The sequence below is a fragment of the Shewanella loihica PV-4 genome (genome assembly GCF_000016065.1).
Classification (GTDB): Bacteria; Pseudomonadota; Gammaproteobacteria; order Enterobacterales; family Shewanellaceae; genus Shewanella; species Shewanella loihica.
Window position 1 is genome coordinate 1,234,225 of the sequence record NC_009092.1, and the last position, 26,716, is coordinate 1,260,940.

Genomic DNA, 26,716 nt, shown 5'->3' on the forward strand with positions numbered 1-26,716 from the left:
AGAAAAAGAGGACCTCTGGTCCTCTTTTTCTATGACTTAGCAGCTCTTGTTATGACACAAGTGACTAGCCACGGTAGAGACGGGCGAGGATGTCGCTATGCCCCTTAAGTTGCTGTGGGTCACTCACGCCCAGTACCAGGCCATCGGCCTTGAGCGCCTTAGCTGCGCCCGCTTGGCTGGCAAGCTCCTCTTGCTGACAGGCGTAGCGGGTGTTGAGCAGTACCGGTAGGTGGCTTCTCTCCTTGAGGCTGATCAAGCCTGATAGATCTAAGGTGGGCCGCTGCTGCTCGTTGAAGGTTCTTATGCCGGCTTCGCTCAGAACCAACTGCTGATTACCTGCGGCTAAGATGACCTCGGCGGCGCCGAGCCACTCATCTAGGCTGGCCATGGTGTTGCGCTCTAAGATCACCGGCATGTGCAGCGCGCCCACTTGTTCGAGTAGATCGCGATTGTGCATCTGCTTGCCGCTGATCAGCAGCATGTCGGCGTGATCGCTGGCCAGGGTCAGCTCGCTCTCATGTTCGATGGCGACGATACAGGCCAGATCAAACTGGTTCAGGGCTCGGCGCATCTCACTCAGTTGGCGATTGGCCATGGGGTTGGTATTTAGCTCGCTGACGGTCACCGCCTGGAAACCCGCCTCCTTTATCTGTTTCGCCAGCTGGCCGTAGTGGTCGGACTCTTGGCTCAGCGCCAATTGAGCGATGGCGCCAAACTGACCGTTGCCTATCTGTAGCTGTCTGCAGATGACGCTGGTGACCTGTGGATGTTCGGCTAGGCTATGACGCTGGTGTTTGGCATCCTGCTTCTCTTTGGCCTGTTGATCCGCTTCGCGGCTGGTGGTGGGCTCTATCATCAGCTGGCTGTTGCTTAGCTGAGTCGGATTGACGGTTTCGCAAGGGTAGCAGCCCAGCACCTTGATGAAGCGGGTGATGCGCTCAAGCTCCTTCAATGCCTGCTGCATCTCGTCACTGGCTAGATTCGCGTCGAGGTCCAGATAGAACATCTCTTCCCATGGCGTGCCTGGAATAGGGCGGGATTCGAGCTTGCTCATGTTGAGATCATGGGCCTTTAGGATAAGCAGGGCTTCCACCAAGGCGCCGGGCTTCTGTCCCGTGGCCATGATGAGAGTTGTCTTGGCCGGCAGCTGCTCGGGCACCGCAATCGCCTTTCTTGCCACGACAATGAAGCGGCTCTGGTTGATCTTCTGGTTGGCCAGCTCGTGCTCAACAGCCTCGAGTTGATACAGGGCGCCCCCTTCGACGCTGCCGATGGCGGCGACGCTGTTGTCGTCGGCCTCGAGTACCCTTTCCATGGCCTCGGCGCTGCTGGAGCAGTATTCCAGTTTAAACTCGCCATGTTGGCTCAGGTAGCGACTGCACTGGCTAATGGGTTGCGGATGGGCATAGATGGTCTTGATCTGCTTGACGTTGGTACCCGGCTTGGCCAGCAGGCAATGGCCTACCTCTATGGTGGTCTCGCCGACGATGGCCAGGCTGGTGTGCTGCAGCACGTCATAGACTTCGTTGATCGAGCCAGAGGAGGTGTTCTCGATCGGCAGGAAGCCGTAATCCGCATGACCGGACTCCACCGCCTGCACTATCTCATCGAAGCTCTTGCAGCCCAGATCCTGCATGCCCACTTGACGGCGCTCGCAGTAGCGGGTGGCGGCGAGATAGGAGTAGGAGCCGCGAGCGCCCAGATAGGCGATGTTATATTGCTGCTTCTGCAAGTCTGGATTGGCACGCCCCTGTAGGTAGGCCTGCTGGTTCAATACCGAGTCTTCGATGATGCTCTGATAGAGAGAGAGGACATAGTGGGCGTCGAGTCCCTGCTCGCGTCCCTGCTTAACCAGGCGGGCCAGCAGCTCTTTCTCTCTCTGGGTGTCGCGTATCGGGCGAATATCGACCTCTTTGCTGCGGGCGACGTCAAGACTCAGTGCCCGTCGTTTGGCCAGCAGTGCCAGCAGTTCATTGTCGAGTGCGGTGATCTGTTCCCGGGTATGGCTAAGGGGATGTGGTTTGGTCATGCTATCCTCTGTCGTTGAACGCTTCTCGATTACTAATACAAATAACTACAAATAAAAAAGCCCCCCATAATGGGAGGCCTTGGAATTTTTACTTTCGTTTTTACACCGAAATTCCGCCTCCCTAGAAGGGTGGAATAAAAAAGAAAGTAAAAAAAGCTTGGGTGTTCATTTTCATAGCCTTCAAATTAAGCCCTGCTCAATACCCTGTCAATCAAAAAAGGGACAAAGTGAGAATTTATCCCTTTGGGAATAAGCCGCCGGCTCTGACTGGGGGAGTCGCTATTAATAGAAAGCGCACCTATTGAGGTGCGCCGGGAGAGTAAAAGATCAGAATTTAAGATGGGGCATCCTCCTTTGTTTGTCGCCTGCAGATGAAAGCACTGCGGCAGGTGATAAGGGAGAGGCAGCTGGCTAATCGACTAGCGGTGATCCAATGGCCTGTTAACGTCTACTACGTTGGTTTGCCTTGATTGGTTATCTGGCTGCCTCAGTTAGGGAAAAAGCACTCAATATTAAAATGGGACTGCGCTCCTTTCTCACTACTTAGGGGGCAATAGTTTGAGATTATCTCAGCGGCCACCCTATGGCTCTCGGGGACGACTTGTTTGGCGCTATGCCTAGTTCCTATTTGGGCTCATCTTAAGCCTTAGGTTGCGTGAGTCGCCTACAATAAATCAAACGTGAAAGATTAACGTCTTGCGTTTGGCTAATGTGACCTCTTACTCCTGTGTTGGCTTGCATGTGACATCAGAGACGGCACTTAATAGTAAGTATAACAAGGGCGGACAACATAGCTAGTTCGTTAGCTGAGTTCCACGGCTTCTTATTGAAGGCCTGTGGCTGGTTTGAATGTCCGTCCTCGTCTTTTGCCTGTCGCTGTACCTTTATTTAGGTGGCGATTTGATTATCCACCAAGTTTGGGTAAGTGGCTTTTGTGCCAGTTCGTTAGCGTTCGTTCCTCGGTCTATGCCTGAGGCGATATTTCGCCACTTACGGTTAAATCTGTTACGCCGCGTATTCCTTATCTATTGTCTCGTCATACTCGTCGTCTAATTCGGCGCTTTCTGGCGTTGGGCTTGTCGCTGGAGCTGTGTAGCGAGCTCCTTCCGGTTTGTGGCTGAGGCGATTGAGCTGTTTCTCCAATTTTTGACCCATTGCATTGATTGCTGCATAGAGATCTTTGTCTTTCGCCTGAGCAAATAAGGTGTTGCTTGGTATACCGACTGAAGCTTCTATCTTAAACCCTTGCTTCTCTTGACCTATGATTACATGTGGATTTATGAGCTGTACATCGTGTCTACTTAGTTTTTCTAAACGGCTCTCGATACGTTCACGGATAGGAGTGGTGACTTCGAAATCTTTACTTGTAATCTTTATCATATGTCGAACCTTTCGTTGTTTCCTTGACTTCAGATTACCAATTTAGCCCCTACAAAACGTGATCTAGATCAACTTTTTGCAGCCATTATTTTCCGTTCGTTGGTTATTTGAGCCCTTAGACAAAATTGCAAAATAAACATTAGGAATGGCTTGTATTTCTCTATTTTAGGCTGCATATTTGACTGGATAACACTGCTTACATAAATCTATTTGCCTCTCCCTATCGCTTCAAATATCATCAATTTCATTATTTTCTAAAGCGATGAGTTATAAGATGTCCTCAGTAGAAAACCCTCAGTCTGGCCAGGTAAAAATTAAGGTATGGGATCTGCCTACGCGCCTGTTTCATTGGTCCATGATAGCGCTGCTCGGTGGTCTATGGTGGAGCGCCGAGGTGGGGGAGATGCAATGGCATCAGGTATTTGCCTATGGCCTATTGATCTTGATTGGCTTTCGTATTCTCTGGGGCATAGTGGGCAGCGAGACCTCGCGCTTTAGTCATTTTGTTAAGTCGCCGACTCAGGTGCTGGCCTATGTCAAACAGCCACAGCGTCGTAGCATAGGTCATAATCCCCTCGGTGGTTATATGGTGGTGGCGATGATCTTGGTGCTGGTAGCGCAGCTCACCACAGGCCTGTTTGCCACAGACGAAGTCTTTACCGAAGGGCCGCTATACAGTTATGTGAGCAGCGAGCTTGCCGGGACCCTGACCTGGCTGCATAAGCAAAATTTCAATTTACTCCTGCTGCTGGCGGTTTTGCATATTCTTGCAGTGATCTGGCACGGCATTAAAGGTGACAAGTTGGTGGGCGCCATGATCACCGGCTATAAGAGTGTCAGCCGCGAGAGTGTTACCGAGTTTAAGTTTCGCTCAGGCCTGATGGCCCTGACCCTGGTTGGTGTGTTAGCGGGCCTAGTGGTGAACTATCTGATTTGGCCAATCGCGGCCATGCTTTAGCGCTATTAGATCTTAGTGTTGTTAGGTCGAAGTGGTATTAAATTGAAGCGTGATCGGCCGCGCTGAAGCAAAGGATAAAAAAAGGGAGCTTAACTGCTCCCTTTTTTATTCGTCTAACGAGTGATCTTACTGGTCGTCTGACTAGTCGTCTGCAATAGTCGAGTTTGAATTAGTCTTTCTTGTAGACGTCGTGGCAGCCCTTACAGCTCTTGCCTGTGTTCATAAAGGCTTGCTTGATAGCGTTCTGATCGCTTGATTGTGCGGCAACGGCGAGTTTAGCGGCGTTGTCTTGGAAAGCGCTCATCTTAGCGTCGAAATCGGCCTTGTCGCTCCAGATCTTTGCCAGCGCATCTGTGTGGCCCTTGTCAGAACCGGCAACGAATCCTTCGGCAGGTAGCTTGCTCAGTGCGGCAACGTTTTGTGCACGCATGGCAAAGACTTCGGCGTCGAACGGCTTCTTGCCCTTAAGCATGGCGCCCATGTCGCCAAAGTTGTGAGCGATCAGGCCAAAAGCAGATTGACGATAGTGGATCGCATCGTCTGTCTCTTTGAAGTTATTGGCTTGTACCGCTGAGGCCAGTAAGGCACTGCCGGCTAGGGCTAGCAGGCTTAATTTAATCTGTTTTTTCATGGCAATCATTCTCACTACTTTGTGGTTTTATGTGATCTAACGCAAACATTCTAATCTTAATTAACTATCAGATACTATAGATTTTTCTGTAAAACACCGGCCAAAATGTGTCCGAATGTGTCTAACCCTTAGGCGCTCGACTAACAGCATCTATGGCCCAGATAGCCAGCGCGACAGGTTTCTTGGTACACTTGCTTGTACTGGTAGGCAATGACAGCTTAGGAGCCAAAGTGCGCGCAAATTGGGATCTGGTTTTAGAAAAAGTGGTCAACCATCAAGACACCGACGCCTTGATGGATCTGTTCGATTTGCTGCTCACTGAAGAGGAGCGCAGCGCCATCGCCGGGCGGCTGAAGGTGTTTCAGGCCTTGCTGCTGGGAGAGATGAGCCAGCGACAGATTGCCGCCGAGTTCGAGATCAGTATCGCCACCATCACACGTTGTTCAAATTACCTCAAACATATGCCAGCAGAGCAGCGCGAGCGCATCAAGGCGCTCATTCTCTAACGGCAAGCTTTTACACTACTCAGTCTGTTAACTATTCAGGTTGTTAACTAGCAGTTCTATCCGGAAGCTCTCTAACTAGATCACCCGAATTGTCACGGGTAGTTGGTGCTGACGATAGCTGCGGCGCTGCGCCAGACGAAACAGTGCGAAACAGGTTAATCCTGCGCCGGCAAACATCAGATAATTCGAGTCGCCATGGCGAAAGACAAACAGGGCGCCTAGTAGGTATTTATAGGGCAATAGATTATAGAGGGCTTCAGGCAAGAGTCCGCGCCTGCGACGCTTGGGATTGTCGCTCCGCCGGTTTTGCGAACGCATATTGAAGATACGCGCGCCGAGAAGGAAGATGATCACGGCTAAGAGCACAGGAAGGGGCGCCGGGCTCAGCAATATGGTACTTGCTGCGATGAGCAGGTAGATGGCGGGGAGTTTTTCATAGACGGGCTGAGCTATCATGTCGATATCCTTATCGTTAATACGCAGCGAGCAGATTCGGTCTTGAAGCATAAAATAAAAGAGTCGGCTTCACCTAATAAAAGGTGGCCGACTCTCTTCAGAATCCTACCTGAGATTGACGCGCCTGCGTCCAACTAAGGCTTTAGATTGAGTGCTTAGCGTTAGTGCTTAGCGTTAGAGCTTAGTGCTGGCAGCCGCAACCGCCGTTGCCGTCACAACCTTCTTTGGCTGGCTTCTCAGGATCTTCGCTACAGCAACCGCCATGGTGACCATGACCTTCGCCGCCACAGCAACCACCCTCATGGCTATGCTCGTGGCTACCACAGCCGCCGGCCGCATGGATATGGCCATGGGCGATCTCTTCGGCGCTAGCGTCGCGTACTGACAGTACTTCAACGCTGAAGTTAAGGGTTTGACCCGCGAGTGGGTGGTTACCGTCAACCACGACCACATCGTCTTTCACTTCAGTCACTTGTACCGGACGTTGGCCCATCTCTGTTTCGGCGATAAAACGCATGCCAGGCACGATATCTTCGATATCGCCGAAGGCTGCTAATGGGACATCTTGGCGTAAACCATCGTGGTAAGGACCGTAAGCCTGTTCGGCTTCTACGGTAACGTCGAGCTTGTCGCCAACACTTTTGCCTTCGAGCGCCTGCTCAAGGCCTGGGATCATGTTTTCTGCACCGTGAAGGTATAGCATTGGCTCACCTTCAAATGAACTCTCGATCAACTCGCCTTGCTGGTTCGTTAAGCGGTAATGGATGCTAACAGCTTTGTGTTGGGTGATTATCATATCGCCTCCAATTCAGAATGTGGCGGCATTTTAGCTCGCTTTGTTGGCCTTGGCGATGACCTAGCGCAGCTTCTTGAGGGAAAATCGGTAAATTTTTTTTCATTCGCCTAGGCCTTGGGAGAAGTCGGGCAGGTCTAACAATTTTATTTTGATTTGTTATTCATTATTTGTGGAAAAATATATGATTCTGCTGGTGGCTAAATTAGTGGGTTAACAGTGGGTTTTGGGTCTCTCATTTCGGTAGGCGAGTTAGGTGTATTAAAGCCAGGCTTTATACTGAGTTAGATTGCTTTTATGTTTCTATCTTGCTGTTTAATAATGCTTTATATGTCAAATTGATGAAGGTGTTTTGACAGTGAAGCCAAGTCTAATTCATCCGCAGATGACTGGAAATCTATCTCTTGTCATGTGATTTTAAGGCCCGCGGTACGCCCGGTGCCCAAAGTGTATTTTTATAAAGTTTCATTTCAGGGGTTGACACCTTGGGGCAAAAAAGGCAATTCTGTAGAGACATTCAGTGAATATGTTTTGATACGACGAAAAGAATTTAAATGTTTAGCCTTAATCTCGTAGTAACCACCATTATTACAACCACCACGATTACCAGCGTGGGGGCCGGCTAAGCATACTCGAAAGAAATGATTTGAAATGACTAAGCCCGCTCCCCATCAAGGAGCGGGTTTTTTTGTTTCTGGGGCGCGGTACTAAGGAGAGAAGATGAAGGTAATGAAGTTCGGTGGTACCTCGCTGGCCAATTGGCAGAGGTTTAATAGTGCGGCGCAAATCGTCTTGGCTTCGGCCGCAGAGCAGCCGACGGCAGTGGTATTAAGCGCCCCGGCAACCGTGACCAACGGTTTGCTGGAGATGGTCGACCTGGCGGTGGCCGGAGATGATTTCTTTCCAGTCTTGAGTCAGGTGCATGAGGTCTTTAAGACTCTCTATGGCCAAGCGGCCAGCGAGGTGCTGAGCGGCGAGCAATCCGATAGCCTAGAAGCTGTTCTGGCGGCGCAGCTAAAGCACTGGCAAGACAAGCTACAAGGCGTAGTCTTGCTGGGTGAGTGCCCCGACGCTGTTCGCGCCGAGATAGTGGTCGGTGGCGAGCGCCTCTCGGCGGCGTTGATGGAGCAGTTGATGTTGGCGGCGGGCGTGTCGGCCAATCAGCTAGTGCCACAGCAGCTGTTTGTGGCCCACGGGCCGGCGCTCGAATCGGTTGTCGATATCGCTGCCAGTAAGCAGCGTTTTGCCGAGCTTTCTCTCGATGCCCATCAGGTGTGGGTGATGCCCGGCTTTACCGCCGGCGATAAGGATGGTCGTGTGGTCACCCTGGGCCGTAACGGCTCAGACTATTCGGCGGCCGTGCTGTCGGCCTGTATCGATGCCAGTTGCTGCGAGATCTGGACAGATGTTGATGGCGTCTATAACACTGACCCACGTGTCGTCGCCGATGCTAAGCTTCTGACTCAGCTCAGTTATCAAGAGGCGATGGAGCTGTCTTATTTCGGCGCCAAGGTGCTACATCCAAAGACAATCGCCCCAATCGCTCAGTACCATATCCCTTGCTATATACGTAACAGCTTCAACCCTCAGGCGCCCGGCACCTTAGTATCGAATCAGGTGGACGAGACAGGTCTGAACGTTAAGGCTATCTCTAATCTCGACGAGCAGACCATGTTTGATATCGCCGGTCCCGGCATGAAGGGCATGGTTGGCATGGCGAGTCGTACCTTGGGCGCCATCTCCCGCTCTGGGGTATCAGTCTCTCTCATCACTCAAAGCTCTTCGGAATACAGCATCAGCTTCTGCGTGGCGACCCAAGATGCAGAGCGGGTGCGCGTGGCGCTGGAACAGGAGTTTGAGCTGGAGCTTAAGAGCGAGATCCTCGAGCAGATCGCCATGCGCCACAATCTGGCCATCGTCTCGCTGATCGGTGACGGCATGCGCACTCACAAGGGAGTTGCCGGTAAATTCTTCCAGGCCTTGGCCCAGGCGAATGTCAACATAGTGGCCATCGCCCAGGGCTCCTCAGAGCGCTCCATCTCGGCGGTTATTGAGCTGCGTAAGACCAAGCATGCTATCGCCGCCTGCCATCAGAGTTTATTCGATGTGCAGCACTATCTGGATGTATTCCTGGTGGGCTGCGGCAACGTGGGGGCCGGCCTGCTCGAGCAGATCAAGCAGCAGACAGAGATGTTGAAGGCTCAGCACATTACGGTGCGCGTCTGCGGCGTGGCCAACTCTCGCCACATGCTGCTCGATGCCAAGGGGATAGATCTCAACCATTGGCAGGGACTGCTTGCCGACAGCCAGCAGGCCTGCGACCTGGACAAGATGCTCGCCTGGGCCAAAGATCAGCAGCTACTTAACCCTGTGCTGGTGGATTGTACCTCTAACGAAGCCGTGTCGGATCAATATGTTGCGGTAATGAATGCCGGCCTGCATGTGGTTACTCCTAACAAGAAGGCCAACACCCGCGACTATGACTATTACCGCGCCCTGAGACAGACAGCTTTGCATCAGCGTCGCCAGTTCCTCTACGAGACCACGGTTGGCGCCGGCCTGCCGGTTATCGATAACCTGAAGAAGCTGTTGTTCGCCGGTGATAAGCTGCAGAAATTCAACGGCATCCTCTCGGGTTCACTCTCCTACATCTTCGGCATGCTCGATGAGGGGATGAGTCTGTCTGAGGCGACAGGTATCGCCCGTGAGAAATGCTTTACCGAGCCCGACCCAAGAGACGACCTGAGCGGCATGGACGTGGCCCGAAAGGTGCTGATCCTTGCCCGCGAAGTCGGCATGCAGATAGAGCTGAGCGATATCCAGGTGGAGTCTGTGTTGCCGAGTCATTTTGACGCCTCCGGCGATGTCGAGACCTTTATGGCGAACCTGAGCGCACTTGATGGCGAACTTGCCGAGCGCGTAAATAGCGCCAAGGCGGCGGGTAAGGTGCTGCGTTATGTGGGACAGATAGACGAAGAGGGCTGCCGGGTGAAGATCGCCGAGGTGGACGCCAAGGATCCCCTCTACAGCGTTAAGGGCGGTGAGAATGCGTTGGCCTTCTATAGCCGTTACTATCAGCCGATCCCATTTGTGCTGCGCGGCTATGGCGCGGGCACAGAGGTGACGGCGGCGGGTGTGTTTGCCGACCTGCTGAGAACCCTTAACTGGACACGGGAGATGGGCGTATGAGTTTAACGGTTTATGCGCCGGCCTCTATGGGTAACGTCGGAGTCGGCTTCGATCTGCTGGGCGCCGCCTTGGCACCTGTTGATGGCTGCCTTCTCGGCGATCGCGTCGCCATTGAATCTGCGCCCCATGGCGTCTCGCTCAGTCTGGCCGGTCATTGGGCCGACAAGTTACCGGCGGCCAGCGAAGAGAATATTGTCTACCAATGTGCGACCTTCTTTCTCGAGCAGCTAGGGAGCCGCGCCGGCGTAGCCATGACCTTAGAGAAGAACCTGCCGGTGGGCAGCGGCCTTGGCTCCAGTGCCAGCTCTGTGGTCGCCGCCCTGTACGCCCTGAACGAGCATTTCGACAGGCCCTATGATAGCGACGCCTTGCTAAGGCTGATGGGGGAGTTTGAGGGCAAGATCAGCGGCTCGGTCCACTATGATAATGTGGCGCCCTGTTACCTTGGTGGCATGCAGCTGATGCTGGATACCCCTAGCGCCGTGTGTCAGGGCCTGCCCGTATTTAAAGACTGGTATTGGGTCGTGGCTTATCCTGGGATCTCCCTGTCGACCGCTAAGATGCGGGCCCTGCTGCCGGCGCAGTATGATAAGTCGGTGGCGATCGATTTTGGCCGTTATTTGAGCGCATTCGTACACGCCAGTTATCGTCAGGATGCCAAGCTGGCCATAGAGGTATTAAAAGATGTGCTGGCCGAACCTTACCGCGCCTCGGAAATTCCCGGCTATGAGCAGGCGCGAGCGGCCTTAGATGAGCTTGGCATGGCCACTACGGGGATCTCGGGCAGTGGCCCCACGCTGTTCTCCGTGACAGATAACCTGGAGACGGCTAACAAGGCCAAGGCCTGGCTGGATGCAAACTATGTTACCTCCGGCTCGGGTTTTTCCCATATATGTCAAATCGATATGCTCGGCACGCGCCGTGTAGATGCAGCAATTTTAGATTAATAGGCGGATCAAGATGGAACTCTATAACTTAAAGCACCCCTCACAGAAGGTTAGTTTCACTCAGGCGGTTAAGCTGGGCCTGGGGAAAGATCGTGGCTTGTTTTTCCCTGTCTCTATCCCCAAGTTAGATAATGTCGATGCGCTGCTGGCGATGGACTTTGTCGAGCGTTCTAAGGCGGTTTTGGGGGCCTGGTTGGCAGACGAACTGGGTCAGGAGATGGTGGATGGCCTGGTGGAGCGCGCCTTTAATTTTGAGCTGCCGCTGACCAAGGCCGATGACAGACGTTTCTGCCTGGAGCTATTCCATGGCCCGACCCTGGCATTTAAAGACTTCGGCGCCCGCTTCATGGCCCAGTGCCTCAATAGCCTGGCCCAGGAAGATAAACTCACCATATTGACCGCCACCTCGGGTGATACCGGCGCCGCCGTTGCCGATGCCTTCTACGGGCTGGATAAGGTGCAGGTGGTAGTGCTCTATCCAAAGGGCAAGATCAGCCTGCTACAGGAGAAGATGTTTACCACCTTGGGCGATAATATTCATACCGTGGCGGTGGAGAGTGATTTCGATGCCTGTCAGGATATGGTTAAGGCCGCCTTCGAAGACAGCGATGTGCGTGACGGCCTGCATCTTAACTCGGCAAACTCTATCAACATCAGCCGCTTGCTGGCGCAGATCTGCTACTACTTCGAGGCGGTAGCCCAGTTTAAACAGACCAATCAAGGCGATCCTGTGATCGCCGTGCCCAGCGGTAATTTCGGCAACCTGACGGCTGGCCTATTTGCCAAGGCGATGGGACTGCCGGTGAAGCGTTTCGTGGCGGCCACCAACAGTAACGATACTGTGCCGCGCTATCTGGCCGATGGTCAGTGGTCGCCTAAGGCAACCGTCGCGACCCTCTCTAATGCCATGGACGTGGCCGAGCCGAGCAACTGGCCCAGGGTTGAGACCATCATGGAGGTGATGAACTGGCCACTGAGCGAACTGGTGGGCGTTGGTCTCTCCGAGCAAGATACCGTGGAGGCGTTGGATGAGCTCTATTGCGGCGGTTATCTATCCGAGCCTCACGCGGCCATCGCCGCTAAGGCGCTGTCGTTAACCATGTCGGCCGATGAGCAGGGGATCTTCCTCGGTACGGCCCATCCGGCCAAGTTTAAAGAGGTGGTGGAGCAGGCGCTGGCTATCGAGCTTGAGCTGCCGCCTGAGCTACAAGCGGTGAAGGATAAGCCTATCCTGTCGGCCGAACTGCCTGCCGATTTTGCCCGCCTTAAGGCTCACCTGTTTGAGACCTTGGCTTAGCTTCTACCTGGTTATTCATGCTTAAAGCCAAGGCGATAATGCTTTGGCTTTTTTATGCCCGCTTCTGTCTGCTTTATCTTTTAGCACAGCTTTTTAGTTCAATTAGGCTGTTTCTATCCAGTTGTTTCAATCCAGTTGTTTCAATTTGGTTGTTTAGATGGGGCAGCTGCTAACCTCCGCGCCGTATTTTATTAGCATTATCAGCAAGGCGTTTGCATCGAATCGCGTCCATTACCTAGGTTGCCAAATGTATCAATGACCTTGAGACCGGCGTGATGATTATCACAACCAAGCTCTACTAAATCACTTATCTTACAGGCCTTTTTCTTTAGCCATTATTTGACAGAGCCGTGACGTGTTGCATCTTAGAGTGATTTTACCTGGCCTTTGTTTACTGACAGCCTGCGCCTCAAATGAGCCACAGCTCTATTCACGAATCAATGAGGCCTATGATTTCGAGGTGACCCATTGCGATAGCTTTGCCATGGTGACAGGGATCGGCAGAGGGGAGGCGCCGCTGAGGGCGGCGCAGGATAATGCTAAGCAGCAAGGCGAAGCCCTACAGGGCACTCATATCGTTTGGCTACAAGAAGATCACTTCGACAGGGATAATCAGGTCAGGGTGATTGCTGTGGTCTACAAGTGCCTGCTTTAGCGTGTCTGGCTACGTAGCCAGTTGATCTCTTGGGGCCAGATCTCAGGTTCTATCGTTTCTAATATGAGGGGGATCTGCCTGGTCGCCGGATGTTTCATGATATAGCTAAAGGCATCCATACCGATATAACCGGCGCCGAGGGAGTGGTGCCTGTCGACCCGGCTATTAAGCGGTGTCTTGCTGTCGTTGAGGTGCATCGCCTTAAGGTAATGGTTACCCACTATGGCATCAAATTGGCCGAAGCTCTCCTCGCAGGCCTCGAGAGTGGTTAAATCGTAGCCGGCGGCAAACATGTGGCAGGTGTCGATACAGACACCGACCCGGCTCTTATCTTCTACTTTGTCGATGATCTGTGCCAGCTGCTCGAAGCTATGGCCCAGGTTTGACCCCTGGCCTGCGGTGTTTTCTATGATGGCGCTGACGCCTTGGGTCTTGTCCAGTGCTAGGTTGATCGATTCGCTGATGCGGGCCAGGCACTCGTCTATGCCTATCTTGTTGAGATGACTGCCGGGATGAAAGTTGAGCAGGGTCAATCCCATCTGTTCGCAGCGCTGCATCTCGTCGAGAAAGGCTTCTCGCGAGCGCGCTAGCTGCTCCTCATCTGGGTGGCCAAGATTAATCAGGTAGCTGTCGTGGGGCAGAATGGCATCGGGGTGAATGTTGGCCTGCTCGCAGTTGGCCTTGAAGGCATCAATCTGCGAAGGGCAGAGCGGTGCTGACTGCCAGCGTCTCTGATTCTTGGTGAACAGCGCGAAGGCATTGGCACCTATCTTCTGTGCGTTCAGCGGCGCGTTGGCGATACCGCCGGCGGCGCTAACATGGGCACCGACCCAATGAGTGTCTGGCATTTTTCCTCACTAACTTTAAACAAGTTTATAAATTTTATCGGTATTTTGAGCGATTTTCCTAAGCTGGACTATGCTCAATGAAAGGCATTTCGCCCGACTTCTTCATTTTTCAATAGTGGAATGGACTCTAGCGTGTTTAAGGATCTCTCTCAATCTGAATTTATGGACTTTGGCCCGGCCTTGATCGCCCAACTGGGGAAGTTACAGGGACAGTTTATTCGCGGTGACGATGTGCTCTTGCCCCTGTGTCGTATCCTGGCCGATAGCAGCGGCGCCGAATCTGTGATGATTCTCTCCCGTCGCCTGCTGGCCAGCGACGAGATGCCGGCCGATGTGACCTGCTGGTGTCGGGATTCCATGCGTTATATCACCCTGTGGCGACAGGTGAAAGACTGGCCGCTGCTGGATGGCCAGCGGGGGGCACACCAGTGGCAACGCTTCGTGGTTTGGCCCATCGAGGGGCTCGACGTCAATATCTTTTTCTATCGCCCGGGCAAGGGCTGGCTGTCGTTTCTCACCTCCTATCAGACCTTCATTGCCGACAGCATCAGCGGCATGTTGCTGCAGCAGAGCCAGGATTGGCAGCAGAGCCGTAACGCGCAGATCATCAAGTCTATCGACACCCAGATGTACCAGTCTATCGTCAGTAATAGCGAAGATATGATAGTAGTTGCGTCGCGTCAGAAGGGGATGGCACCGGTGATCATGTATGCCAATGCGGCGGCGACCGCCATCAGCCAATATCCGCGCAGTCAGCTTATTGGCAAGTCGATCGAGCTCTTCTTCGGCGATCAGGACGATAAGGCGCTGGAACTGCTGGAGGCGATTGAGCTGCGCCTTGAGTTTACCGGCGAGCTGGTCTGCTCTACCGCCACGGGGGAGAAGGTGATCCTGCATACCCATCTAATTGCCCTCAACGAGCAGTATGAAGATGGCAGCCTGTTTACCCTAGTGGGCCGGGACATCACGGAGCAGAAGCTGATGCAAAATACCATGGCCCGCACCCAGAAAATGCAGGCCATGGGTCAGCTGGTAGGGGGCGTGGCCCACGATTTCAACAACATCTTAGGTGTGCTCAAGGGCAACCTGGAGCTGATGGAGCTTAAGGGCAAGGATGAGTCTATCGCCCGCTATCTGGCCACGGCGCTCAAGGCCTGTCAGCGCGGAACCGACCTGACGCGGCGTCTGCTGCAGTTTTCCAGGCAGGAGCAGTTCAGTGCTCAGCCGGTGCAGGTCAACGAGGTGCTGCAGAGCTTGGAGGAGCTGCTGGAAAAATCCTTAACCACCCAGGTGAGCCTCAACATTCAGCCCCAGCCATCGATGCGGGATATCTGTGTCGATCGCGGCGACCTCGAAGATGCGCTGATCAATCTGGTGCTGAATGCCAAAGATGCCATGCATGGGGAAGGACAGATCACCATAGTGACCGGTGAGCAGTATCTGTCTGGCTATCTTCCCGGCGTGGGCAATACCGTCAGCACAGATAACCGGGATTATGTCTGGGTGTCGGTGATCGATCAGGGCGGAGGGATCCCAGATAACCTGCTGGATAAGATCTTCGAGCCATTTTTTACCACCAAAGATAAGAGCAAGGGGACCGGGCTCGGGCTCTCCATGGTGTATGGCTTCGTCAAACGCTCCAACGGATATATGAGCATCATGCGCACGGGTGCTGATGGCACTGAGATCCGCCTTTGGTTTCCGGCCATCAAGCCAGTCGAGCGGCAGATTGAGCGCCAGCACAGTCCGCTTGAGTATCCCAAGGTCGCGCACCCCATCAAGGTGCTTATCGTCGATGATGAGCCGGATCTGCTCGAGGTGCTGTGCGATTACTGTCAGATGATGGGGATGGAGGTGCTGGCCTATACGGATCCTCTGCTGGTCAAGGAGCAGTTTAAGGATGGTATAGATAATATAGACCTCATCATCTCAGATCTCTTGATGCCGGGGGGCATTAACGGCTATGAGCTGGTGACCGACTTGAGCGTGCATCGAACGATTCCTGTGCTGCTGATCTCAGGCTATGTCGGCGATGTCGGCATCAGCAGTCGGGAAGATCTGCCGTTTCAGGTGCTGCAGAAACCCTTCGATATCCGCGCCTTCGTACGTGGCCTCGAAGAGATAGGGATTGAGTTTGTACAAGGAGAATTGCGATGAACAACATGGAGATTTGGGTTGTAGACGATGACAGGGATTACTGCGAGTTGATCGTCGAGATGTTGCAAGATGAGTTCAAGGTGAGCCCCTTCTATGGCGCGGCGGATTTTCGCGTCGCTCTGCAAACCCAGAAGCCGGATCTGCTGCTGATGGATATCAACCTGCCCGATACCGATGGCATCACCCTATGCCGTGAGCTACAGGCCAGCAACCAAGAGGTGGCCGTGCTGTTTGTCTCTGGGATGAATACCCTGGAGGAGCGTCTCAAGGCCTATGAGGTGAATGCGGTGGATTTCATCGCCAAGCCGTTTGAGCTCAAGGAGTTGCTGGCCAAGGTGCACAGCGTCGCTCACTATGTGATGAAGCAGCGGGAGCTGATCCAGGCGGAATCTGTCTCGCGCAACATGGCCTTTCAGTCGATGACTGAGTCGTCACAGTATGGCTGTGTGCTGCAGTTCTTCCGTCAATGTTTTCTCTGTAACGATCATCAGACCCTAGCGGATGCCTTTTTTGACCTGATGCAGCAGCTTAATCTCAACACCTGCCTGGAGATACGTGGGGAAAACGTGGAGTATTTTGCTCCCAGGCATGCCGCCATCAGCCCCATCGAGTCGAATATTTTAGAGCTGCTGGATAAACATGGCCGCCTGTATGATTTTGGCTGCCGCACCATCTGCAACGACAAGCATGTCTCCTTCTTGATCAAGAATATGCCGATAAACGATGAGGTTCTCTACGGCAGGCTGAGAGATATCATCGCCGTGGTGGTCGAAGGGCTGGAGGCGCGCGTCTTGGATATCAGTCGACAGCAGACGCTGACACAGGTGTTTCTCGACATCGAATCGCTTATCGGCGATATCAACGTCGCGACCCTAGAGCATGATGAGAAATTTAGTGCGGCGCTCATTAACATGACCACAGAGATCCGTGGCAGCTTCCATGTGCTGGACATGACCATAGAGCAGGAAGATTATTTTACGGCGCTTATCGAGCGTAATCTGAAGGAGGTGAAATCGGCCTCCGAGGCCTTTACCCGTCTGCAATCTGCGCTGGGCAAGGTGATGGACGTGCTCGGGGGAAGCGTATCTTAAGTGATTATTTTATGTTCGTTTTTCTTGATCTGAGTCACGTCATCATGACGGCTTACATATTAGTGTGAGTAAAAGTTCAACAATTTACTATAGTAACTAAAGGCGTCTAGAAGGTTGGAGGTGACGATGTTAGCGAGACTTCATAATGACCATAAACATATCGCGATACTGTTAAATATTCTTAAAAATAAGCAGCAGCGGCTGCAACATGGCGAGGCCGTCAACTTTAATCTGATCCGAGATATCGTCGAATATATGCAGAGCTATGCCGAGCATAGTCATCACCCGCTCGAGGATCTGATCAACGAATTCTATATTCAGACCCATCCCGAGGAGGCCTTGGAGAAGCAGTTGGGGGAAGAGCACCATAACCTGATCGAAAGCTCAACCAGCTTGATGTCTACCCTAAACCTTATCTTAAGTGACGTCCCGGTACAGAATGAAACCTTGAGCCAGGCCCTGAAGGAGTATGTCGAGGCGCAGCGCAATCACATGATGTATGAAGAGGGTAAGTTGTTCCCCATCTGGGAGGCGGGGATGACAGAGGCTCAGTGGCAGGAGGTGGCAGACAGATGCCAGGAGAAGTTGATCTGCGACCCATTATTTAGCGATGACGACAACCTACTCTTCGAAGAGTTAAAAGAGTATCTGGCCAAGGCCGATGACTAACAGCAAATCACTAACAACCTATAGATACAAAAATAGCGCCTAAGGCGCTATTTTTATTGTTTATTTACATCAGAAGGTTATCTAAGTCGTATTCGAAACTGCTGTCGATATCCTGAAGCTCTTTAATCAAACGCTGTTTCTCTTTGATAGCCTCTATCTCACGCCATTTTCGCTTCTTGTTGGAGCTTCGCGAACGACTGTTGGGTCTTTCAATGACGGTATCATCTAGCGCACTACCATAATCTAAGCGATTCATGGCAACCTCCTGTTGTTGTATTTTTTCTCAACAATTAAATATCACACTTCCAATTTATGGTGCAAGAAAAATGTTTCAATAATGTTAAGTCTGGGTGAATCATTTATGGCGCGGCAGGTGGTTTTTTGCCCGCTGTATGGGCGAAAGCATAAGCTTGCTGGTGGATATTACTGCAGATAATAAAAAAGCCAGTGAAAACTGGCTTTTTTAATCGGCTAAGGTTGCAGGCTTAAAGGTGGCCGCGTCTAAAGAGATTGATGAGGGCGTTGCTGGAGGCGTCTAGCGCCTTAGCCTCTTCATCGCTCTGCAGACGTGCGAGCACATCGTTGCCTAGGGTCTTGCCCAGTTCGACGCCCCATTGGTCGAAGGAGTTGATGTCCCATATCGCGCCTTGAACGAAGGTTCTATGCTCGTACAGGGCGATCAAGGCACCCAGAGTTTCCGGAGTCAGCTTGTCCATCAGCAGGGTGTTGCTTGGCTTATTGCCTTCCATCACCTTGTGCTTAGCGATCAGTGCCTTCTCTTCCTGGCTCTGTGAGCTGCCGTCGAGTTCGGCGAGTGCCTCATCGAAGGTTCTGCCTTGCATCAGTGCCTGAGTCTGGCCAAAACAGTTGGAGGCCAGCTGCACATGATGTTCGCCGAGCGGGTTATGGCTCTGCAGTGGCAGAATAAAGTCTGCCGGGATCAGTGCCGTGCCTTGGTGTAACAACTGGTGATAGGCGTGTTGACCATTGGTGCCTTCGCCGCCCCAGATCACAGGGCCGGTTGCATGGTCGACGTTGTCGCCATTGAGGGTGACAGATTTACCGTTACTCTCCATGTCCAGCTGTTGGAAGTACGCCGGCAGGCCTCTGAGGTAATGATCATAGGTCAATACCACATGGGACTGCGCCTGGTAGAAGTTGCCATAGAGCAGGGAAAACAGCCCCATGATCACCGGCATATTCTGTTCGAGCGGTGCCTCGACAAAATGCTTGTCCATCGACTTGGCGCCCGCCAGCAGCTGGTAGAAGTTATCCATACCGATCAACAGGGCGATAGGCAGACCTATGGCCGACCAGAGTGAATAACGACCGCCCACCCAATCCCACATAGGGAAGATGTTGTCCGCATCCATGCCGAATTCGGTCGCCTTGGCCACGTTTGAGGTGACGGCAACGAAATGCTTGGCGATGTCTACTTGGGTACCGCCATTTTTCAGGAACCAGGCCTTGGCACTCAGGGTGTTGGTCAGCGTCTCTTGGGTGCCAAAAGACTTAGACGACATCACGAATAGTGTGGTTTCCGGATCCACCAGACGCAGCTTCTCACACAGTGAGGTGGCATCGACGTTGGCGACAAAGTGACACTTGAGCGCCGGATTCCAGTATGGTCTCAGGGCCTGAGTAACTATCTTAGGGCCCAGGAAGGAGCCACCAATGCCTATGCTCACGATATCTGTGATCGCCTTGCCCGTGTAGCCCTTCCACTCGCCAGAGGTGACTGCCTCGACAAATTTGGCCATCTTGGCCTGAGTCTGTTTTACCTCGGGAACGATATTCTGGCCATCGACCAAAATAACCTCGTCGGCCTCGGCTCTGAGGGCCGTGTGCAGCACGGCGCGCTTTTCGGTGTTGTTGATGATCTCGCCATCGAACATGGCGTGGATCTTATCGCTTAGACCGGCAGATTTAGCCAGTTTAAACAGCTGCTCAAGCGTCTGCTCATCCGCCCGGTTCTTGGAGTAGTCCAGCAGCAGGCCGCAGGCGGACAGTGACATCTTGTCAAAGCGCTGGGGATCGGCCTCAAATAGCTCGCGCATGTGTGGCAGCTTCGCGGCTTGTGCCTCGAGCTGGGCCCATGCGTCTTGCTGAGTAAGCTTAGTCATGACATCTATTCCCTTAGGCTTCGAGTTCTGCTTTTAGCATGGTTTCAAGTTTGCCCTGATCGATGGCAAAATTGCGGATACCTTCGGCCAGTTTCTCTACCGCCATCGCATCTTGGTTGAATTCCCAACGGAACTCGGCTTCGCTCAGTGCTGCACCAGGAGCGACCACTTCATTGGCGGCCTGTAGTTTTTGCACGACTGGTGTGTCGCTGTTGGCCATCTCTTCAAGCAGCGCAGGGCCGATAGTTAGACGGTCACAGCCTGCCAGTTCGATGATTTCTCCCGTGTTACGGAAGCTGGCGCCCATCACAACCGTCTTGTAGCCGTGACGCTTGTAGTAGTTGTAGATGTTGGTGACTGAGACAACGCCTGGATCTTCTGCGGCGCTGTACTCTAAGCCAGTGTCTTTCTTGTACCAATCGAGAATACGGCCGACGAAAGGCGAGATCAGGTAAACACCGGCTTCGGCACAGGCTCTGGCCTGGGCAAAACAGAAGAGTAGCGTTAGGTTACAGTTGATGCCTTCTTTTTCCAGCTCTTTGGCGGCGCAGATCCCTTCCCAGGTTGAGGCGAGTTTGATCAGGATACGAGACTTGTCTATGCCGGCTTCTTCATAGAGCTTGATCAGTTTATGCGCCTTCTCGATAGAGCCAGCCTTGTCGAACGAAAGGCGAGCGTCCACCTCGGTAGAGATGCGACCAGGAACAATCTTTAGGATCTCCAGGCCTATATTGACCGCCAGCTTGTCACCGGCATCTTCGACCTGCTGAGCCAGATCGTCACTCTGCGCCTTGGCCCATTCGATGGCATTGGCAATCAGGTGCTTGTATTCAGGAATTTGGGCTGCTTTTAGGATAAGAGAGGGGTTGGTGGTGGCGTCTTGTGGTTGATAACGCTTGATGGCTTCGATGTCACCGGTATCGGCAACTATGGTAGTGATAGATTTGAATTGCTCTAGTGTATTAGCCATGAAAATTACATCCTTCTTAAGAAGCAGCTTAAGTGTGTGGTTTACTAACGGCTATTAGACGCGATTTTGCCGATATTTCCAACCGTGAATGAAAAAAAATTACAGAAAAGTTGCTAAATATCAGTAAAAGGCATTTTAGCCGTCGCCGATTAGTGAGGCTGATGCTTGTGCTAAACGGACTTAGAGTATAACCATTAAATTATGACAGGAAAAAAAATCGCTGCCTAAGCAGCGATTTTTAGTGAGGTCGATCATTAAGTTAATCGTAAAGACTTACTTTAGAACCGGCTCTTTACGCACGCCAGTGACGTGGGCTTCGATGCGGCGGTTAGCCTTGTTGGCTTCGGCGCTTTTGCCTTCGATCAGAGGCTGAGTGATACCGTAACCTTTAGCGCTGACGCGATCTTGGCTGATACCGTACTTGCTAACCAGCAGTTCGGCAACGGCATTGGCACGACGCTCTGACAGATCCATGTTGTAGTCTGGGTTACCTACGTTAGAGGCGTGACCACCGATCAACACGGTTGCGCGTGGGTTTTGGTTCATGTAGTTGGCCAACTTTTCGATTTGACCGTAAGACGCAGAGTTCACCACGGCTGAGTTGTTGGCAAAGCGAATTGAACCCAGTTCATGCTTTTCGGTGACTTCGCGGTAAACCGTACAACCATTGGCATCAACCTTGTGGTTGCTTGGTGTGTTGGCACATTGGTCTTTGTCGTCAGTCACACCGTCGTTGTCTGAATCTTTTGGTGCAACAACCACAGGTGCTGCTACAGCGGCTGGTGCTGCGCGACCGAAGCGGTAGCTCAGCTCAAGACCCCAGTAGTTGCTTTCCATATCAAGTGTGTTCCACTTGTCTTCGTCGAGATTCTCATAACGACGATACTTGGCTTGCAGCTTGAGGTTGTCGGTGAAGTTGTAGCCGATACCCGCACCAAAGTAAGGTGCAACACCGCTGTCGCTGTAGTACTCGCTACCCCACTGTTTGTTGTTTGACAGTAGGTAGTTCATTGCACCCGCTTCGGCAGACAGGCTCCAACGGTCGGCAAATGGCCAGAAACCTACCAGGCCAAGTGTCATACCGCGAGCACCGACGTCGTTAAGTTTGTTGGCATAGTCGACCCACTCGGCACGGCCCAGGTCACGATAGCCTAGCTCGACACCGAAATAGTCGTTAAAGAGGTAACCACCAAATACGTCCCAAGCATAAGGATCGTCTTCACCACACTGCTTCATGGTCTTCTGATCGCAGTTAGGCTCGTAGTTGTTAACGCCTAAACCGCCACCGACATACCAAGGGGTGAGTTCTTGTGCTGCATTGGCTGCAAATGGGAGCATTGATGTAAGCAGAATAGCTTTCAATGTATTGTTCATCATTTTCCAATTCCTTTGTTTTACTATCTTCCCCCATGCTGTTTTTATCCTGTAAAAACATGCCAGCACTTTGTGGGGGGACTCCTTAGATATTATCGCTAGCCTCTGTATTATCTTACGTGAATATAGAAATTGCCATGATAAACAGGCATTTTTTTTAGGATCATTGGCCACTTGACAATAAAAAAGGCGTTTCCGCTAGGAATCGCCTTTTTTCTAGTAGAATAATTAACGTAGCGTTAATCTATTCTTAACGTGTCCAGATCCAGTTTTCGATGTTTTCTGGGTCGACACCGTTTGCCTTGATGTAGTTACGGTGGTCAACCAGACGTTGTAGCATGTCAGTGGTGATGGCAACGTGTTGTGTCTCGTCGATCACACCTTGTTGGAATAGCTTGTAAGCCATATCGATAACCAGGTGGTAGCGAGAAGTACCGTTGCGCACACCCATGTCGAATGGCGTAGTGGTTGAACCTTCCTCTTCATAGCCCTTGATGCGGAATCTGTGGCTACCTTTGTAATCGAATACCAGTTTCTTGATGGTGTTTGGATAACCGTGGTAGTTGAAGACCACACCCTTATCGGCGGTGAAGATCTCATCCATCATCCAAGGCTTGCTTTGGAACTTACGGCTACCCAGACCGCTGCTGGTTAGCTCGGTTACGCTGACGAAGCGGACGCGGACTCTTGGTAGTAGTTCACGCAGGATGACCAGGGAGGCCATACATTCCTGGGTCACATAGTCACCACAGCCTGCCAGTACTACGTCTGGGTTTTCATCTGAGGCGAAGTCCCACACCATGACACCATCTTTAGCCTGTTGACGGGCTTCGTCCAAAGTTAGCCATTGTGGCAACTCTTTCTTACCGGCGGCGATGATGTTGAGTTTATCGCGATCGGCGAAGGCACGCTCTGTGTAAACCAGTGTCGAGTTAGCATCTGCTGGCAGATAAGCCGAGATGATCTCTGGGTGTTTCTCAAGCATAGCCCCTAGGAAAGAAGGGTTCTGGTGAGAATAACCGTTGTGGTCTTGGCGCTCCAGCAGTGAAGAGAGCACGACGTTACAAGCGGGCACTGGCTTACGGAAGTGTACGCCTTGGCTCGCATAGACATACTTACAGTATTGGTCTGCCATAGAGGAGACCACCTGTGAGAATGACTCATAAGTTGGGAACATGCCGTGACGACCCGTTACTGTGTAGCCGTGTAGCATGCCGAACAGCAGGTTCTCAGATAGCAGCTCAAGTACGCGACCGTCGCGAGACATATCTTCGTCCCAGCTTTCGATAGGCCATTGCCATGCACGATCTGTCTCTTCAAACACAGCTTGCAGCTGGTTAGAGTAGGTTTCGTCAGGGCTGAAGATACGCAGGTTGCGTTGGTCTCTGTTGAGCTTGAATGCATCACGCATCCATTGACCCATCTTCAGCATAGAGTAACCACGTTGGCCTCTAGGCGTTTCTGCACCGTAGGCCAGGTCTTCCAGCTTAGGATTGTTCAGTGAACGAACCACTTCGCCGCCATAGCTCAGGTGTTGACGACCACAGCAAAGCTCTTTTGGTGGGAGCAATGATTGAATGTCTTTGTCGAACACGATCTGGTTTTGCTCGTTGATGCTATAAAGTTCGTTGAACTTGTAGCTGGCAAGCCATTGATCTAAGGCTTCAAGGTGTTGTTTGTCTTTCGCACACTTGTTAACGATAACTTGGTGCGATTCACAGTTGCCTTCTAGTTTCTTACCATTGTCTTCGGCAACGCCTGTCCAACCTTTTGCGGTGCGCATCAGAATCACTGGCCAGCGAGGCTTAACGACATCTTCGCCGCTACGTGCCTTGGTCTGAATGGCTTCGATCATGGCATAGGATTCATCCATCGCTTTGGTCATCTGCACGTAGACATCTTCTTCAAGGTCGCTGTCGACAATGATTGGGTGGTAGCCAAGGCCTTTAAATTCAAGCTCAAGTTCTTCGTGGCTCATGCGTCCCATACGGGTTGGGCCAGAGATCTTGTAGCCGTTGATGTGAACGATTGGCAGTACGGCACCGTTGTTGGCTGGAGATACCAGACGGTTAGCATACCAAGAGGCTGCCAGTGGGCCGGTTTCTGATTCGCCGTCACCAATAAGTACGGTAGCGATGAGGTTAGGGTTATCCAGTACTGCACCCCAAGCAACTGAGAGCGAGTAACCTAGCTCACCACCTTCGAGGATCTGACCCGGTGCTTCTGGGTTAGCGTGAGAAGGGTAGCCATAGGCGGCTGAAAATTTCTTACAGATATCTTCGATACCTGTCTCGTTGTACGGAATCGTCTCTGGATAGAAATGACTCAAAGATCCTTCCATAAACAGGTTAGCTTGTACGGCTGGGAAGCCATGGCCTGGGCCGACAAGGTAGAGGAAAGGACGGTTGGTTTTCTTGATGAGACGGTTGACGTTAGCGTAGACGAAGTTGATACCTGGACAAGTACCCCAGTGCCCTAGCAGTCTGGGTTTGATGTCGCTATGCTCTAGCGGACGCTTGTGCAGTACGTTCTGCTTAAGGTAGATTTGCGAGGTGGCCAGGAAGTTGGTCGCTCTTACAAATTTCTTTAGTGCGGTGATCTCTTGCTGTTGTGACATAAATAACCCCATTTATAGTAAGCAATAAGTTAATCAAAGCTCATGTGAGGCACTATATTTGTAATTTTATTACAAAAATGTGTTCAATATCTTATTTTTGCAAAGTCATTAAATTTGCCGAATGTTAAATTTTTGGTGGTAAACACCATGTTAGTTACGTTAATACAGTAGCTTATTTATGTCTGATTGCGTGATGGCAATGTCATGTAAATGGGTAACTGTGATCTGTATCACATGGTGCTTTTTTGATGGTATGCTATTTTGGCGTGTCGAATTCGGCAGGCATGTTGTTTTGGCATCATGAAAGGATAATTCGAAAAGATAATCCTGCCGGAAATATTCGATCAAATTGGGAAGGAAATTCAACAAAGGTGGCGGCTTGCTCGGCAAGGTCACCATAAACGTCCTAAGGGTTATAGAAGTTCTATGTTTGAATCTGTATTAAATTTAGTCGATTCGACTATCAACGCGGTAAACGGCATGCTGTGGGGCAGTGTGTTGATTTACGTGCTGGTCGCTGCGGGCGTGTTGTTTACATTGAGATTGGGCTTTATCCAATTACGTATGTTTGGTCATGGTAGCAAGTTAGTGCTGCAGGGCCGTGAGAAAACCAATGGTATTTCGTCGTTCCAGGTATTTTGTACCTCTATGGCGGCCCGTGTGGGCACGGGTAACATGGCTGGTGTTGCGGTAGCAATTACAGTCGGTGGCGCCGGCGCCGTGTTCTGGATGTGGCTCATCGCCCTGCTTGGGATGGCAACCGCCTTTATCGAGTCGACCCTGGCGCAAGTATACAAGGTTAAAGACAGCGACGGTCAGTACCGTGGTGGCCCGGCCTATTATATGGAGCAAGGGCTAGGCAAGCGCTGGATGGGTTCTTTGTTCTCTGTCTTGTTGATCATCGCCTTCGGTTTCGCCTTCAATGCGGCCCAGGCCAATACCATGACTGATGCACTCAATAATGCCTTTGGGTTAGATAAGACTATGGTGGGTCTGGTGATTGTCGCCGTTGCGGCCTATATCATCAGCGGCGGTCTGAAGAAAGTGGCCAAGGCCTCTGAGCTTATCGTGCCTGTGATGGCGGTGGCTTATCTGGCGATTGCCCTGATCGTTCTGGTAATGAACCTTGAGCAGGTGCCTGCGGCGCTGGCTTATATCGTCAAGAGTGCCTTCGGTTGGGAAGAAGCCGCCGGCGGCGCCATGGGCGCCATGATGGCGGGTATCGCAAGAGGATTGTTCTCTAACGAAGCGGGTATGGGCAGTGCGGCCAATATTGCGGCATCAGCATCACCAAATCCTAATCACCCCGCCTCTCAGGGCTTCGTGCAGATGATTGGCGTGTTTGTCGATACCATAGTGATCTGTAGCGCTACCGCAGCCATCATCTTGTTATCGGGCGTACTGGATGCACCGGGTGAACAGAAGGGTATAGGTCTGTTGCAGTTAGCGCTCACCAACGAGGTGGGTGGATGGGCTGCCTATTTTGTCGCCTTCGCTATCATTCTCTTCTGCTTCTCTTCTATCATCGCTAACTACAGCTATGCAGAGAGCAATATCATGTTCCTGAGTCGGAGCAAGAAGGTGCTCTATATCTTCCGCGCCTTGGTTTTGGCCATGGTGATGGCGGGGTCAGTGGCGTCTCTGCAGTTGGTGTGGAACTTTGCCGATGTCTCGATGGGCTTGATGGCGCTGGTGAATATTGCCGCCATCGTCATGCTCTCTAAGGTGGCCTTTGCGGTGATCAAAGATTACGAAGTGCAGTTAAAGGCTGGTAAGGTGCCGACATTCGATGCGGCGCATTTCCCTGAGCTTAACGGTCTGGATGAGAAGATCTGGAAGGGTAAGCCCAGCGCCGATGCCTTGGCGAAAGAAGAAGGCAAGTCGATTGCCGTCCCCGAGGTGTAACCCAAGCGGGTTAATCGCGCCTCTCTATTAGTTCCATCTAAAAAACCACGCTCCAAGGGCGTGGTTTTTTACTGTCTGCGTCAGTATGATAGTCACCTCGCTTAATGTTAGAAACAAAGGA

21 protein-coding genes and 1 other annotated feature are annotated in these 26,716 nt (G+C 52.0%); of the genes, 10 read left to right on the top strand and 11 right to left on the bottom strand.

Annotated features, from left to right (window positions below):
- Positions 1-64 precede the first annotated feature (64 nt).
- Together SHEW_RS05525 and hpf are read right to left on the bottom strand one after the other, a co-directional pair.
- Positions 65-2,029: a chorismate mutase gene (locus tag SHEW_RS05525; protein ID WP_011864876.1), complete on the bottom strand. Its 1,965-nt coding sequence runs from the start codon at positions 2,027-2,029 to the stop codon at positions 65-67.
- Positions 2,030-2,079: 50 nt separating this feature from the next.
- Positions 2,080-2,202 (bottom strand) — a sequence feature (Phe leader region).
- An 832-nt stretch (positions 2,203-3,034) separates the two neighbouring features.
- Entirely contained in the window at positions 3,035-3,409 is a 375-nt protein-coding gene (gene hpf / locus SHEW_RS05530) for a ribosome hibernation-promoting factor, HPF/YfiA family (protein WP_011864877.1), read from the bottom strand.
- A 274-nt stretch (positions 3,410-3,683) separates the two neighbouring features.
- On the opposite strand from hpf, the gene SHEW_RS05535 reads away from it, so the two are divergent.
- Positions 3,684-4,367 (top strand): cytochrome b/b6 domain-containing protein, encoded by a 684-nt coding sequence (locus SHEW_RS05535; protein WP_041406993.1) that lies wholly within the window; start codon positions 3,684-3,686, stop codon positions 4,365-4,367.
- Between the two features lie 169 nt (positions 4,368-4,536).
- Here SHEW_RS05535 and SHEW_RS05540 read toward each other — a convergent pair whose 3' ends face one another.
- Positions 4,537-4,986, bottom strand: coding sequence for a c-type cytochrome (locus tag SHEW_RS05540; RefSeq protein WP_041406994.1), 450 nt, complete (start codon positions 4,984-4,986; stop codon positions 4,537-4,539).
- A 242-nt stretch (positions 4,987-5,228) separates the two neighbouring features.
- Between SHEW_RS05540 and trpR the strand changes: the two genes are divergently transcribed.
- The gene (gene trpR / locus SHEW_RS05545) at positions 5,229-5,504 is read left to right on the top strand and encodes a trp operon repressor (RefSeq protein WP_041406996.1); all 276 of its coding nucleotides are present in this window, start codon (positions 5,229-5,231) and stop codon (positions 5,502-5,504) included.
- Between the two features lie 75 nt (positions 5,505-5,579).
- On the opposite strand, the gene SHEW_RS05550 is transcribed toward trpR, so the two are convergent.
- Together SHEW_RS05550 and slyD are read right to left on the bottom strand one after the other, a co-directional pair.
- Positions 5,580-6,011, bottom strand: a complete 432-nt coding sequence (locus tag SHEW_RS05550) for a hypothetical protein (RefSeq protein ID WP_011864881.1) — start codon at positions 6,009-6,011, stop codon at positions 5,580-5,582.
- A gap of 130 nt (positions 6,012-6,141) precedes the next feature.
- Positions 6,142-6,756 carry a peptidylprolyl isomerase gene (gene slyD, locus SHEW_RS05555; RefSeq protein WP_011864882.1) on the bottom strand — a complete coding sequence of 205 codons (615 nt, stop codon included), beginning with the start codon at positions 6,754-6,756 and terminating at the stop codon, positions 6,142-6,144.
- A 717-nt stretch (positions 6,757-7,473) separates the two neighbouring features.
- Here slyD and thrA point away from each other — a divergent pair.
- The 4 genes from thrA to SHEW_RS05575 all read left to right on the top strand — a co-directional run bounded on the left by thrA (position 7,474) and on the right by SHEW_RS05575 (position 12,841).
- Positions 7,474-9,942: a bifunctional aspartate kinase/homoserine dehydrogenase I gene (gene thrA, locus SHEW_RS05560; RefSeq protein WP_011864883.1), complete on the top strand. Its 2,469-nt coding sequence runs from the start codon at positions 7,474-7,476 to the stop codon at positions 9,940-9,942.
- Entirely contained in the window at positions 9,939-10,889 is a 951-nt protein-coding gene (gene thrB, locus SHEW_RS05565) for a homoserine kinase (protein WP_011864884.1), read from the top strand. The genes thrA and thrB overlap by 4 nt, the downstream gene beginning before the upstream one ends.
- A 13-nt stretch (positions 10,890-10,902) precedes the next feature.
- Positions 10,903-12,186 carry a threonine synthase gene (thrC, locus tag SHEW_RS05570; protein ID WP_011864885.1) on the top strand — a complete coding sequence of 428 codons (1,284 nt, stop codon included), beginning with the start codon at positions 10,903-10,905 and terminating at the stop codon, positions 12,184-12,186.
- Between the two features lie 358 nt (positions 12,187-12,544).
- The gene (locus tag SHEW_RS05575) at positions 12,545-12,841 is read left to right on the top strand and encodes a hypothetical protein (protein WP_011864886.1); all 297 of its coding nucleotides are present in this window, start codon (positions 12,545-12,547) and stop codon (positions 12,839-12,841) included.
- Here the strand turns inward: SHEW_RS05575 and nfo are convergent.
- On the bottom strand, positions 12,838-13,689 hold the full coding sequence (gene nfo, locus SHEW_RS05580) for a deoxyribonuclease IV (RefSeq protein ID WP_011864887.1): 852 nt from the start codon (positions 13,687-13,689) through the stop codon (positions 12,838-12,840). The two genes, SHEW_RS05575 and nfo, sit on opposite strands and share 4 nt — an antisense overlap.
- A 132-nt stretch (positions 13,690-13,821) precedes the next feature.
- Here nfo and SHEW_RS05585 point away from each other — a divergent pair, with 132 nt between their 5' ends.
- The 3 genes from SHEW_RS05585 (at position 13,822) to SHEW_RS05595 (ending at position 17,606) form a co-directional block, all read left to right on the top strand.
- Complete coding sequence (locus SHEW_RS05585) at positions 13,822-15,846, top strand: hybrid sensor histidine kinase/response regulator (protein ID WP_223294767.1); 2,025 nt, start codon at positions 13,822-13,824, stop codon at positions 15,844-15,846.
- Positions 15,843-16,937, top strand: coding sequence for a response regulator transcription factor (locus tag SHEW_RS05590; RefSeq protein WP_011864889.1), 1,095 nt, complete (start codon positions 15,843-15,845; stop codon positions 16,935-16,937). Before SHEW_RS05585 ends, SHEW_RS05590 begins: the two co-directional genes overlap by 4 nt.
- A 126-nt stretch (positions 16,938-17,063) precedes the next feature.
- Complete coding sequence (locus SHEW_RS05595) at positions 17,064-17,606, top strand: hemerythrin domain-containing protein (RefSeq protein WP_011864890.1); 543 nt, start codon at positions 17,064-17,066, stop codon at positions 17,604-17,606.
- Positions 17,607-17,670: 64 nt separating this feature from the next.
- Here the strand turns inward: SHEW_RS05595 and SHEW_RS05600 are convergent, their stop codons facing one another.
- The 5 genes from SHEW_RS05600 to SHEW_RS05620 form a co-directional block, all read right to left on the bottom strand.
- Positions 17,671-17,862 carry a DUF3545 family protein gene (locus SHEW_RS05600; RefSeq protein WP_011864891.1) on the bottom strand — a complete coding sequence of 64 codons (192 nt, stop codon included), beginning with the start codon at positions 17,860-17,862 and terminating at the stop codon, positions 17,671-17,673.
- 229 nt (positions 17,863-18,091) lie between these two features.
- The gene (gene pgi, locus SHEW_RS05605) at positions 18,092-19,729 is read right to left on the bottom strand and encodes a glucose-6-phosphate isomerase (protein ID WP_011864892.1); all 1,638 of its coding nucleotides are present in this window, start codon (positions 19,727-19,729) and stop codon (positions 18,092-18,094) included.
- A 13-nt stretch (positions 19,730-19,742) separates the two neighbouring features.
- Positions 19,743-20,699 (bottom strand): transaldolase, encoded by a 957-nt coding sequence (tal, locus tag SHEW_RS05610; protein ID WP_011864893.1) that lies wholly within the window; start codon positions 20,697-20,699, stop codon positions 19,743-19,745.
- Positions 20,700-20,972: 273 nt separating this feature from the next.
- The gene (locus tag SHEW_RS05615; protein ID WP_011864894.1) at positions 20,973-22,076 is read right to left on the bottom strand and encodes an OmpA family protein; all 1,104 of its coding nucleotides are present in this window, start codon (positions 22,074-22,076) and stop codon (positions 20,973-20,975) included.
- A 247-nt stretch (positions 22,077-22,323) separates the two neighbouring features.
- Positions 22,324-24,690 (bottom strand): phosphoketolase family protein, encoded by a 2,367-nt coding sequence (locus tag SHEW_RS05620; protein ID WP_011864895.1) that lies wholly within the window; start codon positions 24,688-24,690, stop codon positions 22,324-22,326.
- A 426-nt stretch (positions 24,691-25,116) separates the two neighbouring features.
- Here SHEW_RS05620 and SHEW_RS05625 point away from each other — a divergent pair, with 426 nt between their 5' ends.
- Entirely contained in the window at positions 25,117-26,595 is a 1,479-nt protein-coding gene (locus SHEW_RS05625; RefSeq protein ID WP_011864896.1) for an alanine/glycine:cation symporter family protein, read from the top strand.
- The last annotated feature ends 121 nt before the right edge of the window (positions 26,596-26,716 follow it).